This window comes from Microbulbifer sp. THAF38, assembly GCF_009363535.1.
Classification (GTDB): domain Bacteria; phylum Pseudomonadota; class Gammaproteobacteria; order Pseudomonadales; family Cellvibrionaceae; genus Microbulbifer.
In genome coordinates this window covers 2,627,146-2,643,355 of sequence record NZ_CP045369.1, presented here as the reverse complement: position 1 = coordinate 2,643,355, position 16,210 = coordinate 2,627,146, and the positions used below count along the sequence as shown (strand labels likewise).

Here is a 16,210-nt window from a genome sequence, read left to right as displayed (position 1 = left end):
GGTGTTTCAATTTGCTAGTAGTGTTGCTAGGCATGTCTCTTGTTGCTGTAGGATGCTTTAAAAATGATGAAAGTGCTGAAATGAAAAGAATTAATGATGAGATAAATTTGATTATTGCATGCACCAATGGATCGTTAAGTGAGGCTGAGCTGTATAGCAACAGATTGGGTACTGTTAACTTTGTCAGTATTAAAGGGGATACTCCTTTAAATGCAGCTGTAGCAAATGGAAATTTTGAAGTAGTTAAGTTTTTGATTAAGCAAGGAGCTAAGCCCAGCTTAAAGGATTCTTATGGGCTCTCAGCCATGGAAACAGCAAGAAAATATAAGCAGTATGATATAGAAAAATATATTTCCAATATAAAAGAGTAACGAGAGTCCCAGTAAACGATCAAAGCCCCGGCAGAGCAATCTGCTGGGGCTTTGCCATATCTGACGGTGTTTGTCAGTGACTAGCCTGCTGAATCACAGTCTCCAACATCTCACTAACAAACTTCTGATTGGCCTTGGGGAGCAAGGCCACTTGCTCGATCTCCCGCAGAAGCTTCGGCACCAACCCACGCTTGGCTGGTTTATCTTCCATACCTACCAACTCATCCACACTGATCCCAAACAGCTGCGCCAGCTTCGGCAGCATGGAAGCGGACACCTTGCGCCGCCCGGCCTCGAAGGACTGCATATGTTGTTGGGAAATCCCTAAGTACTCTGCAAGCTGCACCTGGGTCATGCGCAGTTCTTTGCGCAGGCCGGCGGTACGCTGGCCGAGTTGCTTAAAAAATAGTTGATCGTCTTCCGTCATCTCAAACCGGCTAAGTTGAGGGAGCCTTTTTTGGTGCCTTCAGCGCAGTGGCATTTATGGGAATTGGCAATGCCTTTCAGGGAGCTGGCTGGGCAACAAAAGGCGTGGTTGGTAAAGGTATTATGGGTACCGGCTTAAATGGGTATGGTAATGCTGCAAAAGTATTCGCCCACTCGGTAGCCGGTGGTCTGTTATCTGAAGCCCAGGGAGGAAAGCTTAAGCATGGCTTTGCTGCAGCGGGTGTGGCTCAGGCATTCTCAGGGGCTGTTGACTTGATTGATGCAGGAAATACTGGTTTTAGTCCTGCTAGAGTTGTTGCAGCAGCACTTTTAGGAGGAACAACTTCAGTTGTATCCAGAGGGAAATTTGCCAATGGGGCCATAACAGCTGCTTTTGCTCGGGCTTTTAATGATGAGCATGGAGGTGAAGGAAAAAGAGAGAGCGATGATTGCTCAATACCGGCTGGTGGAAGTTTAATAGCTTTTTGCACTGTCACTGGGGGAGGGAAACGCTATGAGTACAAAGGAGAAGTTGTAAAGCGATGTGAATATAGATGTGCTATTACATTTAAGGATTCCAAAACTATAATAACTGACGTCGGAACTTTTGCGTATGATCAAGAGATATCCATTACATTACCGGGTTTACCAAACGTGAATGCTTGTGGCGTAGCATCAACGGAAGTTGGGAGTAATTCATTAGGATGTTTTGGTCAAGTAAGAGGTCGTGTGACACAACCTGGAACATCTCTGATGATACCGGGAAAAATTATGTCTAGGTTTCAGGTTCAGCCGATTCATGGAGAGCTTTATGAAATTTTGAGCTCCTATCATGAGTTGAGGAAAATGGATATTATGCCTAGATTGCCAACATAAGTGACACACGTTTACCCGCCAAAAATTCCAGCGGGCTCAAGTAATTTAGTACTTTCCTAGGTCGAGTATTGATTCGAAACACTGCGTCATCAATACGGCTTTTTGGTATCTTGCCAATTTCCACTCCTTTTGGGAAGAAGCGCCTCAAAAGGCCATTAGTGTTTTCGTTCAGCCCGCGTTCCCAAGAGTGGTAAGGTTTCGCAAAATATATTCTGCATCCTAGCTTCTGCGCAATCGATTGATGACCTGCAAATTCTCCTCCATTATCGAAGGTGATGGTTTTACAGATGGCCTGATATGGCTTCAACATCTGCTTGATCGCCCGGCTCACTGTTTTCTTGCTCTTATTTGGGACTCTGCGAGTGAGCAATAATTTGGAAACTCGTTCAACCAGTGTCACCAGATAGCCATCTTGACCATAAACTGTATCGCCTTCCCAGTGACCGATCTCAGTGTTTTCATCGACAATCGCAGGTCTTTGATCAATATCTATGCGCTCTGGAATAAGCTTTACGCCTGCCTCGGAACCTGCCCGTTTCTGATAAGGTTTGGCTTTCCTTGGCAGACGTGACCTCCAGTTAAGTCGACTGACCCAGCGGTAAATTGTTGAACAACTAACCGTTTTCGCACACCTCTCAAGCTGCATTCGCCCAGCGATTTGTTCAGGACTTGCATTTTTCAGCTGGTGGTCGATTTGTACCTGCATGGCAAAGTCGAGCTTGGTATGTTTAATAGCTCCGTGCCGTCGTTGCAGTGCCTGACGGTGGGCACTCTCGGCACAGTAAGGGCTGTAACGACCAAGCTCACGAGAGATAGTCTTATTGGATCTATTGAGGCGTAGTCCAATGGCTCGGGCTGAATAGTTCTGCCCATTAAGGACCTCAATCTGGTATCGTTCTTTCAAGGTCAGCTGGTTGGTACGGGTTCCCATGAGGTTCCTGGCTTGTTTGTGTGGAAGCTTACTAGCCTACAACCAGCTGGCCTCCTTCGCTATCGCCAAGTGTGTCGGTTATTGTGAGAATCTAGGATGAAAATGAAAGACGAAAGAACGGAATGAGTAATCTAAATGATCAAAGCGATAAATTATACTGCGTTACTTTTTTATTTTTATACAATTTCAGTTATTGCAGAAGATGTCAGCGGGGTAAAATGTGATAACTACTCTGCAGGTGGTAATGTATATAAAATTTGTCTCATGAATATAGATGGAGTAGATGTTCCTCATGGAAAGCAAGAAATTGTAAATGATAAAGGGGTGGTAGTTCTTGAGCAAAATTATGAGAGGGGTGAGGAGGTAGGTTTTTTAGTTAACCGTGCAGATAATGGAAAAGTTTTGAAAGTTTGCTATTTTACTCGCGATAAAGATGATCCTGACTGTATCGATTTGTAATCTTCATTATCACCTATTAAATTGGTGTTGGTCGCTATGAGTACAATGGCCCACGCCCCCATGCGGTAACCAAAGCCGGTAATACCAGTTATCAGTACGACAGCAACGGCAATATGAGTGGCGACTCGGGCAGCCGTACGCTGGACTACACCGTCTTTGATAAACCCAGCCTGGTCACTAAGGGCAGCCACGATACACGCTTCACCTACGGCCCGGACCGCAGCCGTTACAAGCGCGTGGACGACAATGGTAAAGGCACTGTGACCACCCTGCAAATCGGCAGCGTTGAGAAAGTGATTGAGCGCAGTGCCTCCGGTGCTCATATCAAGAGCTTCTATCGCCGTAATATCGCAGGCGTTGCTATCGAGCGTGTCGAGCTGAATGCATCGGATGAAATTGCCAGTACCAACACCCAGTATTTACACAAAGACTTGCAGGGCTCCCTGGATGTTATTACCGATAGCACCGGTCAGGTTGCCAAAGATGCTGCAGGTAACAAACTGGTTTACAGTTTTGATGCCTGGGGTAAGCGTCGCAATGCCCTAAGCTGGGAGCAGATTGCCGGCGCGCCTGCAAATACGGTTAGCGCCCTCAGTGTGGGAGCCTTTAATCACCTGAGTAGCAACCGCGGTTATACCGGCCATGAAATGTTGGATGGGGTAGGCCTAATCCATATGAATGGACGGGTCTATGACCCGACCCTGGCCCGTTTTGTCTCCGCGGATCCAATGATTGATGGGATCACCTCGGTCCAGGGCTACAACCGCTACGCCTATGTGCACAATAATCCGCTGACTTATACGGATCCTTCTGGGTATAGTTTTTGGAATAAGTTTAGGGACGCTTTCTTCAATGGTCGAGATGTGATGCGCTATCTCGGCGGAAAGCCGGTGCTAAATGCCGTCGCCCAGATCGCACTTTACATCTCTTCTGGTCCTGGCTGTCCAGCGGCACTAGCCGCTTACAATGCGGCGCAGACTTACCATATTACCGGTGAGATTGGCCTGGCCTTTGCCAATGGTGTGCACGCTGGAATTTCAGCGGCAGCCTTCTCCGGTATGCCGGGTGGATGGAGTCCGACCAATATTGCAATCCGTGGAGTGACCGGAGGTATATTGGCAAAACTGGGTGGTGGAAAGTTTGCCCACGGTTTTATCTCGGCGGGAGTCGGTGGTGGATTTGGGAAAAATACGCATATAGCCGTTAAGATGGTGGTTTCAGGGCTGGTATCTGAGGCTACTGGTGGGAAGTTCATTAATGGGGCGGCGACTGCTGCATTTAGCCATATTGCAGGCTCATTTGGGGAGAATGCTTTTGGTGACGATGGACCCATTAAAGGAGGAGCGGAAGCGGGAGGTAAAGAGGGAGTGACTTGGAGCCTGCAGGAGGGTGCAACGAGTGAGGACTTGGCTCAAGCCCAAAAACTATGGGAGGCAGCCCGTTGTAGAGTGGGTGAGGCAACGGGGTTAATTATAGATTTAGAAACTAGTAAATTAGAGACGATTATACTAATTGGTGATATAGGAAATAGTGCAGCACCTAGCTTACCTTCTGGAGCGGTTAATCCAGATATAGGCTCCTCAGGAACTATTCGGTTTAATCCATGGAAAAAGGGTTTTCTTACAGGGGGGATTGAAAGAAGCCCAGAAGCATCCCTTATTCATGAGGCTTATCATGTTTATGAATTTCAGCAGGGCTCCATTTCAAGAACTGATACTCGCAAGCTTGCTGAAATTTCAGCTACAGCCTTCGAAAATAGACATCGAAAAGTAATGAATCTACCTCAGAGGACACATTATGGTGAATGGGAAGTGCCAACGTACTAAGAGTTGTATGTTGAGAGAGAAAATTTTTTGTATATTATTCTTTCTTTTTAGTTCATTTTTTTGCTTTGGGTATAGTGTAGGTGGAAATGTGAGCTTAAAGAAAATTGTTAAGGTAGGAGCTAATGTTAACCTGGGTAGCAGAGAAGTCCCTTTTTTGATCGCAGCAGATTCAAAAGGTAGCGTCTATATGGATGCAAAATGGACATTAAACGTGGAGAGGGTTTATGCGGATGGTGTTCTATTAGAGCCAAAGCCTACTTTTGAATTCTATGATGATTTAAACCTAAAAAAAGTGGATATATCACATGGAAATTATATTTTTAATGTGAATTATTTAGATTTTGTTTTTGGGGAGCTTCAGAAGGGTGGGGAGTATGATTTATATCGCTATAACATTCCAGATGAAACAAAGTCTTTGGTGGTTTTATATGGGTTTTCTTATTCCTCCGGTGAAAAGGATGAGCAACTATTTCAGTTGGATGTGAAGTTTGAGCGCTAAGGTAGGCTAAATATAATTAATACATAGGTAAACCACCGCCTCTGGCGGTGAGACTTGACAGGGCTCTGCCGTTCCGGCGTGCAGAATGAAAAATATGGCCTCCATGAACCGGCAAGTTCTATAAAGGAGGCCATATGCGAGATTGGCAGTGGCAAGCTCACGTGAAGCATTATTGCAGGTACCATGTGGTATTTGTGCCTAAGTATCGAAAGAAAGCATTATTTGGAGCATTGAGAAGGGAGATCGGAGCGATATTTCGAGACCTATGCCGTCAAAAGGGTATTGAGTTGATTGAGAAAAATTAGGGTCAGAGTAAATTATTGACTCCAAAATAAACTTTCCATCTAGCTGAGTAATTCTTCAAGAACTCTGGCAGAGTAATCTGCCGGGGGGTTGTTTTTAGTGTATATCACCCTGACCGAATTCAGCGCCAGGTCTTGTACTTGAGGAACATCATAATACTTTTGAAAACCGACCTCAGTGGTGATGGTAGTTACAGCAAGGACCTGCAGGAACGTTTTGAGTATGACGGCCTCAACCGCCTTCGCTATGCGCGCCTCTATCAAGCCGGCAGTCAAACTGCCACCCAGGAGGTTCGCTATGATGATGCCGGTAATAACACCTATAAAACTGGCGTTGGTAGCTATAAATACAATGGCCCACGCCCCCATGCGGTAACCAAAGCCGGTAATACCAGCTATTACTACGATAACAACGGCAACATGAGTAGCGACTCGGGCTGCCGTACGCTGGATTACACCGTCTTCGATAAACCCAGCCTGGTCACTAAGGGCAGCCACGATACACGCTTCACCTACGGCCCGGACCGCAGCCGCTTCAAGCGGGTGGATGACAACGGCAAAGGCACAGTGACCACCCTGCAAATCGGCAGCGTTGAGAAAGTGATCGAGCGCAGCACCTCCGGTGCTCATATCAAGAGCTTCTATCGCCGCAATATCGCAGGCATTGCTATCGAGCGTGTCGAGCTGAATGCATCGGATGAAATCGCCGGTACCAGTACCCAGTATTTACACAAAGACCTGCAGGGTTCCCTGGATGTGATTACCGATAGCACCGGTCAGGTTGCCAAAGATACTGATGGCAACAAGCTGGTTTACAGCTTTGATGCCTGGGGCAAACGCCGCAACGCCCTGAGCTGGAAACAGATTGCCGGCGCACCCGCAAATACGGTTAGCGCCCTCAGTGTGGGAGCCTTTAATCACCTGAGTAGCAACCGCGGTTATACCGGCCATGAAATGCTGGATGAGGTGGGCCTGATCCATATGAATGGACGGGTCTACGATCCGACCCTGGCCCGTTTTGTCTCTGCGGATCCAATGATTGATGGGGTCACCTCGGTCCAGGGCTACAACCGCTATGCCTATGTGCACAATAACCCGCTGACTTATACGGATCCATCTGGGTACAGTTCTTGGAATAAGTACCGGGACGCTTTCGTCAATGGTCGAGATGTGATGCGCTATCTCGGCGGAAAGCCGGTGCTAAATGCAGTTGCCCAGATCGCACTTTGCATCTCTTCTGGTCCCGGCTGTCCTGGCGCGCTGGCAGCTTACAATGCGGCGCAGACTTACCATATTACCGGTGAGATCGGCCTGGCTTTTGCCAATGGTGTACTCGCAGCCGCTTCAGCGGCGGCCTTCTCCGGTATGCCGGGTGGATGGAGTCCGACCAATATTGCAATCCGTGGAGTAACCGGAGGCATATTGGCAAAACTGGGTGGTGGAAAATTTGCGCACGGTTTTATCTCGGCGGGAGTCGGTGGTGGTTTTGCGAACGATACTCATATTGCAGTGAGGATGCTGGCTTCTGGACTGGTTTCGGAGGCTACTGGTGGGAAGTTTGTAAATGGAGCGGCGGCCGCTGCCTTTACGGCACTTGCGGGGGCTGTAAAGCGAGGGGGGAGTTCACCAAATCCCTCATTCCCTACGCCAAGTATTGAGGTTGAGATAGAGTTTGAGTTCCAAGGGGAGGTGTCAGTGGATTTGGAAGTTGTACCTCCAGAAACCCCTGAATACGTGCCTCATTTGTATTCTCCCCCAGAAAGACGAGTTATGGAGGAGGTGAGTGTTGTTGCTAACCCTATCAAGTATGATTTTTCTGGGCCGGTAGCCATTTATTATCAAAGGCTAGCGGCAAGAAGAATGCAAAATGCTATGATAGCAAGGTATTCAAGGGCCTTCGCTCAACACCAATCCTGGGTAAGGTTTGCAAATGCGGCTAATTTCGTTGGGGCGGAGTTGCCAAGCTATTTAATAGGTGCGGGACTGGGCGCGCATGGGCTTAGAATGGCTGCGCCGCATGCTCTGAAAAGTGGGAGAAATGCTTTTCTTGCTGTAGAACTCTTAAGTGGAGAGGTGACCTCAGTAGGGTATCAGATGCTGAAATATGAGTATATCTGGGCTACATCTGGTGGGGCAGCAGGTCACGTTTATTCAGCTTCAAGAGTCTTAAAACCGAGGATGCGATGGCCAGCATATTGATTTCTTTGGCAAGATCTTCTTTCTCTCTTGTTGAGTGAACTATTGGTGAAGAAATTTTTAATGGGTAGATTCTCTGATGTCATCACACAAAAGGGTGATAAAGTTAATTTTTGGGTATAGTAGTATGGATTGGAAAGAAGAGTTAATAGCACCTTTACCTGAGTATGTCGCCGCATTTTTAGGTGCTTTTGTTATTTGGTATTTAGGATTGTCAATTCAAGATGTGATCAAGTTGATAGGTCTTGCTCTTATTATGTTCTATTTTTCTTACTTTTTTTATGGGTTTTTTGGTCTGGGGATTTACTTTAGGGTTAGTGTTTCTTCAATATTGTGGGTTTGGTTTTATAGTTGGACGTACTTCTTGAATGACATTATTGTGGGCTTTGTATTTCCGGTAGTATTAATCCTTATTGTGTGTTTTATTGGGTTTTTAGTTGGCTTTAAAAGGAAGTCTTAGCCTGGGTTTCAGAATTGTTGATAGAGAAATAGAGTATCGATATCTGGGAAACTAACTTATTTGACTATTGGTAGAGCTTTGGCAGGGTCATCTGATAGAGTTCTGTTTTAACCTGTATTTCACTCAGGTTAAGTTTATTATCAGGCCATATTGGGGAGCTTAATAATTCTATCGATAAACAATTCAAGCAGTATTATAAAGATCTCCAGCAAAGCCTTGAGCATGAGGGTATTAACCGCCTGTACAGCACGCCCCTCTATCAAGCCGGCAGCCAAACTGCCACCCAGGAGGATCGCTATGATGATGCCGGTAATATCACCTATAAAACGGGCGTTGGTAGCTATGAGTACAGTGGCCCACGCCCCCATGCGGTAACCAAAGCCGGTAATACCAGTGGAGAACTAAGATTGTGTCACTATCGAAAACTAAATTAATTCTCTTGTGCTACCTATTTCTAGCTTCCTGCATGTCACTAAATGTGATGCCTGTCAGCGAAAAGCCAAATATACAAATGCTGAATAGGGGGGTTGAGTGGAAGATTCGAAGAACTATTTCACCGAAAATGCTTTACCCTAAAACTGAGTTTGATAAAGGCCAAGAAGGTTGGGTGCTTGTTCGAGGAGATATAAGTAAGCAAGGAATAGCGAATAATCTTAATGTGGTAGATTTCAGTCCGAGCGCTGTATTTAATTTAGCTGCAATAAGATATCTAAGGGACTCACAGTTTGAACCCTATAAGCAGAAAGGTAAGGCCTCTATCCTTAAGGGTTATTACTTTCTATTAATTTTTGAGTTAGGTGAAGAGCACCCAAGATATAAAGGATAGAAAGGAAAGCTAGATCTTTATTTTGTCCCTAGTGATAAAGAGTAGATTGAATTCCCGGCGCTTAAATAACACTTTCTATCTAACGGAACCACTACTAAATAGCCTCGGCAAAGTACTCGCTGGGGCTCTGCTTTTAAGATATATCCCCTTTTCGAACTCAGTAATAAGTTTTGAGTTCCATAATCTTGCCAAAAACCGATCTTTGTGGCGATCACAGCTATAGCTAGGACTTGCTAAAGAGCACTGAATAGAATGGCTTCAATTGCCTGTGCCAAGCATGCCTCTATCAGGCTTGTATTCAAACTGTTATTCAAGAGATGCACTACTATGATGCCGGCAATACCAGCTATCAGTGCGATAACAACGGCAGCATGAGTGGAGACCTGGGCAGCCGTAAGCGGTACACCGTCTTTGATAAATCCTGCCTGGTTTCTTAGGGCAGCCACGATACGCGCTTCACCTACGGCCCGGACCGCGGCCGCTTCAAGTGGGTGGACGATAATGGCAAAGGCACTGTGATCACCTTGCAGATTGACAGCGTTGAGAAAGTGATTGGGCGCAGCAGCTCCGGAGCTCATATCAAGAGCTTCTATCGCCGCAATATCGCAGGCGTCGCTATCGAGCGTGTTGTTGTGGTCAAGTCTAACCGGACACCTCTTTAAGCACATTTTTCAAATTCGATAGGGGTTATATACTCCAGTGATGAATGTATCCTGCGTGAGTTGTAATAAGCAATATAGGCCCTCACATCGGCTATCGCATCTTCCCTTGTCGGATAGATATTTCCCGTCAGCCATTCTCGTTTTAGGCTGCTAAAAAAGCGTTCAGTCGGTGCATTGTCCCAACAATTTCCCTTGCGGCTCATTGAGCACACCATACCATGCTGTTTCAACTGCGCTTGGTAGGTATGGCTGGCACTCTGACTGCCTCGATCAGAGTGGTGTAGAAGACCCTTTGGCGGTGTACGCAAATTAACAGCCATCATCAATGCACGACTTACCAGGGCCGTTTCCATCTGGCGATCTAGATGCCAACCAACAATCCTACGTGAATAGAGATCAATCACTACCGCCAAATACAGCCAGCCCTGTGCAGTCCAGATGTACGTGATATCAGTAGTCCAAACTTGATTTTTAACACTTGGTGAGAACTCCCTATTCAAAAGGTTTTCCGCGGTAGGTAGTTGGTGTTTGCTGTCTGTCGTCAGTGTAAATCGCTTCTTGCGTTTTACTCTCAAACCTAGCTTTTTCATTAGTTTGCGGACACGATAGCGACCAATTTTAAAGCCTTCTTTGCGTAACAGTTTCATTAACCGACGGCTTCCGAGACTCTGTCGAGATTCAGAAAATAAGGCCTTCAAACGATGGCATAGTTTCCATGTCTGGCTATCTATTGAGCTATTACTACGCTGATACCACCCGTAATAGCTACTCTTATTTACCTGCATCACTCGGCAGAGTGTCCTAACTGGAAAGCTGCCTTGCTGTTCTTTAATAAAGTTGTACTTTACTTCATTTCTTTCGCAAAGAAAGCGCTGGCCTTTTTTAGGATTTCTTTCTCCATCCGCAACTGCTTGTTTTCGCGTCGTAACCGGTCCAATTCTGCGCGCTCGCCGACATCCAGCCTTTCTCCGCTCTCTTCCTGCTTCAGCTCTTTTATCCAGCGTCGCAGATTGTTGGCAGTGGTTCCTACAGCCTCTGCGGCTTTAGAAATAGAATATCCCTGCTCAGAGACCAGGGCTACGGCGTCTTTCTTGAACTCCGGCTTGAATTGCCGGCGTGTACCTTTCGTTGTCATACATCACCTCGCTTGGTGTTTTTACCATCTTAGCGAAGTGTCCGGAAGTATTAGACCACTACATGTCGAGCTGAATGCATCCGATGAAATTGCCAGTACCAACACCCAGTACTTACACAAAGACTTACAGGGCTCCCTGGATGTTATTACCGATAGCACCGGTCAGGTTGCCAAAGATACTGCTGGCAACAAGCCGGTTTACAGCTTTGATGCCTGAGGCAAACGCCGCAACGCCCTGAGCTGGGAACAGATTGCCGGCGCGCCTGCAAATACGGTTAGCGCCCTCAGTGTGGGAGCCTTTAATCACCTGAGTAGCAATCGAGGTTATACCGGCCATGAAATGCTGGATGAGGTGGGCCTGATCCATATGAATGGACGGGTCTACGACTGCAGCCTTTACAGAGATGCTCACTAAGTGCGCCGTACAGACGTTAATGGAGAAAAAGAAGTAAAAAGACTGGCCGCTGATGATGAGTATGTCAGAGACGATTCTATTAGTGAAATATCTGCTGAGGAGGCACAGAGAAAATTTGTTGCTTTAAAGGCTGACCTGGTTAAAAAAGGAGCTAATGAAGCAAATAAGCTTCAGTCTGTAAATGCGTATGCTAGAGATTTGAATGGCGCCACAGCGACCGGAAAGAACTGTTCCTTTATGTTTAAAGAAGAGCTTTGGGGTAGTTAGCTGGGTGGCACAGTTGCTGCCGAGAAAGTAGATGGAGTCCCGATGCTTTATAGGCAGGCTTTCTCTAGTACTATAACGGAGATACGGCTTTCTCATTCTTTCTGGCTAGCAGTAGACTTTAATGCTTATCAGTCTGCTCGCTTTTTTGTTATTCATGAAATAGGCCATGTTAAGAATCCAGAGTTTACCGAAATTCAAAAAAATAAATGGGCTTATAATAGGTGTTAAAATGAAAATGGTGTTGTCAAGTTTCTTCATGTTGCTTGTTTTTCAAGCAATAAGTATTGCAAGTCTGGCTGATAGTGATATATATCAGGGTTTGCGAATCGGGATGGGTACTATCGATGGGCCTCGAAAGGTTGTTTCATTCTGTATTCCAAAATCATATTTCAAGAAGTATAGATTGGACCCGCCGCTTATGAGTTATGGTAGCGAGCTAAGAAAAGATATTCAGGTTTCGCTGGTTGGGAAGGATAGCGATAAAAAATACTGGTCTTATGAAGTGTTTTTTAATAGTGAGTTGGTGGTCGGAGATGGTAATATTTTTGTTAGATTTCCCTTTATACCATTGGTTGAGAACATAGAGGAGCTCACCCTTTACTATAATGTTGCAGACATTGAGTCGAAGATTGACTTGTCTAAGGAAACAGGTGCTTCTGGCTGCGTTGATGCTCCCTTTGTTGAGCCAAGCCGGGTGGGTGACAAAAAATTTAAAATAAAAATTTAAGATGACAGCAATTAAGAATACCTATAGATCAAAGATTGTCCCAACACCTTGGGGAAAAGGTGCGAGGGTTATTTGATTCGGTAAGAATAAAGGGGCCTCTGAATAATTCAGAGGCTCCTTAAGTTTGCTTAGCTATTGTCTCAAGATGAGAATGAATCTGTGCAGAGCGGTGACTCAGGTACCTTGCTTTCACGGCTAAAGAAATGTAAGGGTTTCTCTGGGTCAAATAGAGGTAATATATGAGCCCTTTACTGTGACAGATTTCAACTACAAGAAATTAAATCATTTTGGTGGTCAGTTTGGATTGGGGGGTAAGCTGAATGAGCTTGCGAAAGATTAGGTTTTCAATGTTGCTTGGAATAATCTCAATTCCTTTTTCATGCGTAGGGGAGATATTACCTTGGGGTGATAAATATGAGAGGTTGGAAGTATCGAATTGTCAGAAAATTAATTGCTTGTTTCGTACTTCTCCTGGTGATATGCAAGGTTCATATATGTGGGTTGAGTCCTTCTTTCCTGTGAAGTTGGAGAGTATTGGGAAATTAAACCGTATATATGTTGGGCAAGAAGTTGGAAATATTGAGGTTTTAAGGGTGCCTATTGAGGGGTACGTTTCTGGCGATGATGCTAAATATATTTCAGGGTTTAGAGTAGAGAAAAAGAATCTAAAGCAAGTTTTTATCGTGGTTATTTATGGGGCTGAAGATGGTCGCCCAAAGAAGTTTAAGATTGAAAATTTTCAATCATTACTTTAGGTATTTGTGAACATTAAATTTTAATAAGGGCAGGTGAACGAGAGGGTTGATTCGAAGTAAGGTTCTTAAAAAGTTGACTGAGCAATACTAATAATTAGGGTCAGAGTAAATTATTGACTCCAAAATAAACTTTCTATCTAGCTGAGTAATTCTTCAAGAACTCCGGCAGAGTAATCTGCCGGGGGGTTGTTTTTAGTGTATCTCTCCCTGACCGAGTTCGGCGTCAGGTCTTTTAATTAAACTTTATAATACTGTCCAAAGCCGACCTCAGTGGTGATGGTAACTACAGTAAGGACCTACAGGAAAATCTTGAGTACGACGGCCTCAATCGCCTGCGCTATGCCCGCCTCTATCAGGCCGGCAGCCAAACGGCTACCCAGGAGGTTCGCTATGATGATGCTGGTAATATCACCTATAAAACGGGCGTTGGTAGCTATGAATACAATGGTCCACGCTCCCATGCGGTAACCAAAGCCGGTAATACCAGCTATCACTACGACAACAGCGACAACAACGGCAACGTGGGTAGCGACTCGGGCGGCCGTACGCTGGACTACACCGTCTTTGATAAACCTAGTCTGGTCACTAAGGGCAGTCACGATACACGCTTTACCTACGGCCCGAACCGCAGCCGCCTTAAGTGGGTGGGCGACAATGGCAAAAGCACAGTGAACACCTTGCAGATTAATATTATTAAAATGTGACTAAGGTCGCGCAAATTAGATTGCACTAGTTGTCTTGCCAAATATTATTCCTTCTGTAGTTGAATCTGAAGTGAAAATATGGGTGGGTTTGAAGCATATTGAAATTGGTCGAGAAGATATTTCCTTGTTTTAAGGTTGTTGTCGAAGGAAGGCCTTGAAGCTGTTAAAATTCAGAACGTGATAATCGGTTGCTCGATTATCAATCATGGAGTGAGGCGTTAGCTTCTTGTGCGAAGTTGGCTAGCCTTAGGGACTTTTCTGAGTGGTAAGGATTATGAAGAAACTTTTTACCTTTTTAACGATTGCAACTGTTTTAATGGTTTCAAACGCTTCAATTGCAAGTGAATATACAGACCATGCTTTATTTAGAATGAATTTTGAGTATAACTCACCGCTCAAAATAAAAAATAATCACTTAAAAGTGATTACTTTTCCTACTACAGGCCCCAACAGATTACTTGAGGCTAGCTATGTGCCTTATAGCGAAGGTTCTGAGCGTATCACAGGCAGATTACCGCTGACCGATTCTGTTAGTTCAGCAACCCTAAGTTATGACGTGAAGTTTCATAGTGATTTCCAGTTCGTTAGGGGAGGCAAGCTTCACGGTTTAGGTGGAGGAACAGGTACGACAGGGTGTAAACCTATAGATCCTAAAGGCTGGAGTGTTCGCGTCATGTTTGATGGTGAGGGTAGTCCAAAGTTATATGTTTATCACCAGGATAGACAGAGAGCCTGCGGTGATAGCTTTGCCAACTTAACAGACTTTAAATTTGATTTACACAAATGGTATCGAGTAGAACTTTTTGTACAAATGAATACTGCTGCCAATAATGCGGATGGCTACGCCGAGCTTTATGTGGATGGTAAAAAAATTAGCGAGAAGCATGGGCTACGTCTAACAGGCAGCATGAATGCACTGGTAGATACCTTTTTGTTCAGTACTTTTCATGGAGGCTCAACTAAGGAGTGGGCACCAACCAAGACCGTTAAGGCATACTTCGATAACTTTACTGTAAAAAATGGTAAACGTATCGCCGGTAAGGATGCTTGGAGGTGTGAATATAAAGAAGGCGGAATATATACAACTAATGGTGCCTGCTGTAAGAACTCCTGTGGTTCCTGCGGTGGAAGTGGTTGCGGAGCCTTGCCAGGTGGTGCGAGTGCCTGCTGTAGTGTTAAGGTAGTAAACGAGGCGCCTCTTTGCTCCTACCCCGATACAAGTGCCCCATGCTCTTTGTAAACGTTAATTTTTACTAGGTATGTTTAAATCCGCTCAATTGAACCCTTTGGTTTGTTGATCTGGTTAAAAGAAATCCGGAATTCCTAATATGGATTCCGGATTTTTACATTTGAGCTAAATAATAATAGTTGTCAAACTTCATATCATCATGGCTGTGTAGGAATTTTTATCCTCCATTTTTGCTAATGGCCGATCCATTTATGAAGCGGCCTTCTAAACTGGTAAATCTACCGTGCTTGGGCATGCAGACTCTTAAGAGCTGTAACAAAAGAACACCCATTCATAACAGTTTAAGCCCACTTTGGTTTCATTCTGCAATTTAAGCTACGTGTAGCAATGTCGACCTAAATGATGTTCGATTTAGCATGGATATTGTCGGCATATCTATAGGCAACCAGCTGGTTTACAGCTTTGGTGCCTGGGCTAAGCGCCGCAATGCCTGAGCTGGAAATAGATTGCAGGTGTGCCTGATCCATATGAATGGATGGGTCTACGCTCCGATTCTTGCTCGCCTTGCAACTGAAGACTCAATTTGCTCTACTTGATATGTCGCTACTTGCGGCTCACCTACTTTGAATAACAATAATGGTAATCGGAGAAATTCGATGAATGAAGAAGTAGCTGTTACCCCTGAAGAAGACAATTTTGTAGATGCCATCGCCGCCGTGGCTCTCGTCGCTATCTTTGTTGTCACCTGTATTTTCTGGGTTTCCACCCGCTGATCCGCTATTCGTCCGCTAATGAATAGCCCAGGCCCGGAGCTGAGCCGTACCGGGTCAATCCCCCCTTAAAGCTTATAAATTTTCTAAGCAATACTACCCTATGGGGCTAGCCACCCGGGTCGATAGGTATTTGTGCGAAGAGTGCGTGATGTAGCGGGCTGGATGCCCGCATTCGGAAAGGGCAAGGATTCAACCCATATTGCCCAGTACAGTCTTTACGATCAGTATCAGAGTCAAGACAAACAAAATGGTGAAGACAATTCCAGCGACAACATAGTGGGTCATGCTGCCGCTTTGAAAGTCCTTCTCTCGGTTCTTGTTGCTCTGAACTCCAATGGCCCCCGCTAGAGTGCTCAGTACAATCTGGCCAAGTCCGGGCTTCCTTGCTCGTTTCTTATTATTTTCCTGCAT

General features: G+C 45.2%; 21 protein-coding genes. 13 read left to right on the top strand and 8 right to left on the bottom strand.

What is annotated here, in order from left to right; genetic code table 11:
- Positions 1–20 precede the first annotated feature (20 nt).
- Positions 21–371, top strand: a complete 351-nt coding sequence (locus tag FIU95_RS11235) for an ankyrin repeat domain-containing protein (RefSeq protein ID WP_253869109.1) — start codon at positions 21–23, stop codon at positions 369–371.
- 73 nt (positions 372–444) lie between these two features.
- Here FIU95_RS11235 and FIU95_RS11230 read toward each other — a convergent pair whose 3' ends face one another.
- A complete protein-coding gene (locus FIU95_RS11230; protein ID WP_152453856.1) occupies positions 445–798 on the bottom strand; it encodes a helix-turn-helix domain-containing protein in 354 nt (117 codons plus the stop codon).
- A gap of 56 nt (positions 799–854) precedes the next feature.
- On the opposite strand from FIU95_RS11230, the gene FIU95_RS11225 reads away from it, so the two are divergent.
- Positions 855–1,673: a hypothetical protein gene (locus tag FIU95_RS11225; RefSeq protein WP_152453855.1), complete on the top strand. Its 819-nt coding sequence runs from the start codon at positions 855–857 to the stop codon at positions 1,671–1,673.
- Here the strand turns inward: FIU95_RS11225 and FIU95_RS11220 are convergent.
- Positions 1,657–2,604 carry an IS30 family transposase gene (locus FIU95_RS11220; RefSeq protein WP_152450975.1) on the bottom strand — a complete coding sequence of 316 codons (948 nt, stop codon included), beginning with the start codon at positions 2,602–2,604 and terminating at the stop codon, positions 1,657–1,659. The genes FIU95_RS11225 and FIU95_RS11220 overlap by 17 nt on opposite strands.
- Positions 2,605–2,739: 135 nt before the next feature.
- Here FIU95_RS11220 and FIU95_RS11215 point away from each other — a divergent pair, with 135 nt between their 5' ends.
- From FIU95_RS11215 to FIU95_RS11190, 6 genes are all read left to right on the top strand, one after another.
- Positions 2,740–3,063, top strand: a complete 324-nt coding sequence (locus FIU95_RS11215; RefSeq protein WP_152453854.1) for a hypothetical protein — start codon at positions 2,740–2,742, stop codon at positions 3,061–3,063.
- A 113-nt stretch (positions 3,064–3,176) separates the two neighbouring features.
- Positions 3,177–4,889: an RHS repeat-associated core domain-containing protein gene (locus tag FIU95_RS11210; protein ID WP_152453853.1), complete on the top strand. Its 1,713-nt coding sequence runs from the start codon at positions 3,177–3,179 to the stop codon at positions 4,887–4,889.
- An 88-nt stretch (positions 4,890–4,977) separates the two neighbouring features.
- Positions 4,978–5,388: a hypothetical protein gene (locus FIU95_RS11205; RefSeq protein WP_152453852.1), complete on the top strand. Its 411-nt coding sequence runs from the start codon at positions 4,978–4,980 to the stop codon at positions 5,386–5,388.
- Between the two features lie 134 nt (positions 5,389–5,522).
- A complete protein-coding gene (locus FIU95_RS21735) occupies positions 5,523–5,693 on the top strand; it encodes a transposase (protein ID WP_152453851.1) in 171 nt (56 codons plus the stop codon).
- A gap of 159 nt (positions 5,694–5,852) precedes the next feature.
- A complete protein-coding gene (locus FIU95_RS11195) occupies positions 5,853–7,889 on the top strand; it encodes an RHS repeat-associated core domain-containing protein (protein ID WP_152453850.1) in 2,037 nt (678 codons plus the stop codon).
- A gap of 124 nt (positions 7,890–8,013) precedes the next feature.
- On the top strand, positions 8,014–8,346 hold the full coding sequence (locus FIU95_RS11190; protein WP_152453849.1) for a hypothetical protein: 333 nt from the start codon (positions 8,014–8,016) through the stop codon (positions 8,344–8,346).
- Between the two features lie 140 nt (positions 8,347–8,486).
- On the opposite strand, the gene FIU95_RS11185 is transcribed toward FIU95_RS11190, so the two are convergent.
- Positions 8,487–8,714, bottom strand: coding sequence for a hypothetical protein (locus FIU95_RS11185; RefSeq protein ID WP_152453848.1), 228 nt, complete (start codon positions 8,712–8,714; stop codon positions 8,487–8,489).
- Between the two features lie 98 nt (positions 8,715–8,812).
- Here FIU95_RS11185 and FIU95_RS11180 point away from each other — a divergent pair, with 98 nt between their 5' ends.
- Positions 8,813–9,172 carry an energy transducer TonB gene (locus FIU95_RS11180; RefSeq protein ID WP_152453847.1) on the top strand — a complete coding sequence of 120 codons (360 nt, stop codon included), beginning with the start codon at positions 8,813–8,815 and terminating at the stop codon, positions 9,170–9,172.
- A 233-nt stretch (positions 9,173–9,405) separates the two neighbouring features.
- Here FIU95_RS11180 and FIU95_RS11175 read toward each other — a convergent pair whose 3' ends face one another.
- From FIU95_RS11175 to FIU95_RS11165, 3 genes are all read right to left on the bottom strand, one after another.
- Positions 9,406–9,750, bottom strand: a complete 345-nt coding sequence (locus FIU95_RS11175) for a hypothetical protein (RefSeq protein ID WP_152453846.1) — start codon at positions 9,748–9,750, stop codon at positions 9,406–9,408.
- An 80-nt stretch (positions 9,751–9,830) separates the two neighbouring features.
- A protein-coding gene (locus FIU95_RS11170) for an IS3 family transposase (protein ID WP_152453845.1) occupies positions 9,831–10,969 on the bottom strand; the annotation gives its coding sequence in 2 pieces (ribosomal slippage) (positions 9,831–10,720 and positions 10,720–10,969; 1,140 coding nt in all).
- A 124-nt stretch (positions 10,970–11,093) separates the two neighbouring features.
- The gene (locus FIU95_RS11165; RefSeq protein WP_152453844.1) at positions 11,094–11,381 is read right to left on the bottom strand and encodes a hypothetical protein; all 288 of its coding nucleotides are present in this window, start codon (positions 11,379–11,381) and stop codon (positions 11,094–11,096) included.
- A gap of 3 nt (positions 11,382–11,384) precedes the next feature.
- On the opposite strand from FIU95_RS11165, the gene FIU95_RS11160 reads away from it, so the two are divergent.
- The 3 genes from FIU95_RS11160 to FIU95_RS11150 all read left to right on the top strand — a co-directional run bounded on the left by FIU95_RS11160 (position 11,385) and on the right by FIU95_RS11150 (position 13,133).
- Positions 11,385–11,651 carry a hypothetical protein gene (locus FIU95_RS11160; protein ID WP_152453843.1) on the top strand — a complete coding sequence of 89 codons (267 nt, stop codon included), beginning with the start codon at positions 11,385–11,387 and terminating at the stop codon, positions 11,649–11,651.
- 166 nt (positions 11,652–11,817) lie between these two features.
- Entirely contained in the window at positions 11,818–12,378 is a 561-nt protein-coding gene (locus FIU95_RS11155; RefSeq protein ID WP_172975381.1) for a hypothetical protein, read from the top strand.
- Between the two features lie 320 nt (positions 12,379–12,698).
- Positions 12,699–13,133 carry a hypothetical protein gene (locus FIU95_RS11150; RefSeq protein WP_152453841.1) on the top strand — a complete coding sequence of 145 codons (435 nt, stop codon included), beginning with the start codon at positions 12,699–12,701 and terminating at the stop codon, positions 13,131–13,133.
- Positions 13,134–13,429: 296 nt separating this feature from the next.
- Here the strand turns inward: FIU95_RS11150 and FIU95_RS11145 are convergent, their stop codons facing one another.
- Positions 13,430–13,732: a hypothetical protein gene (locus tag FIU95_RS11145; protein ID WP_152453840.1), complete on the bottom strand. Its 303-nt coding sequence runs from the start codon at positions 13,730–13,732 to the stop codon at positions 13,430–13,432.
- Between the two features lie 379 nt (positions 13,733–14,111).
- On the opposite strand from FIU95_RS11145, the gene FIU95_RS11140 reads away from it, so the two are divergent.
- On the top strand, positions 14,112–15,077 hold the full coding sequence (locus FIU95_RS11140; protein WP_152453839.1) for a polysaccharide lyase: 966 nt from the start codon (positions 14,112–14,114) through the stop codon (positions 15,075–15,077).
- Positions 15,078–15,988: 911 nt separating this feature from the next.
- Here FIU95_RS11140 and FIU95_RS11135 read toward each other — a convergent pair.
- On the bottom strand, positions 15,989–16,210 hold the full coding sequence (locus FIU95_RS11135) for a DUF2970 domain-containing protein (RefSeq protein WP_152453838.1): 222 nt from the start codon (positions 16,208–16,210) through the stop codon (positions 15,989–15,991).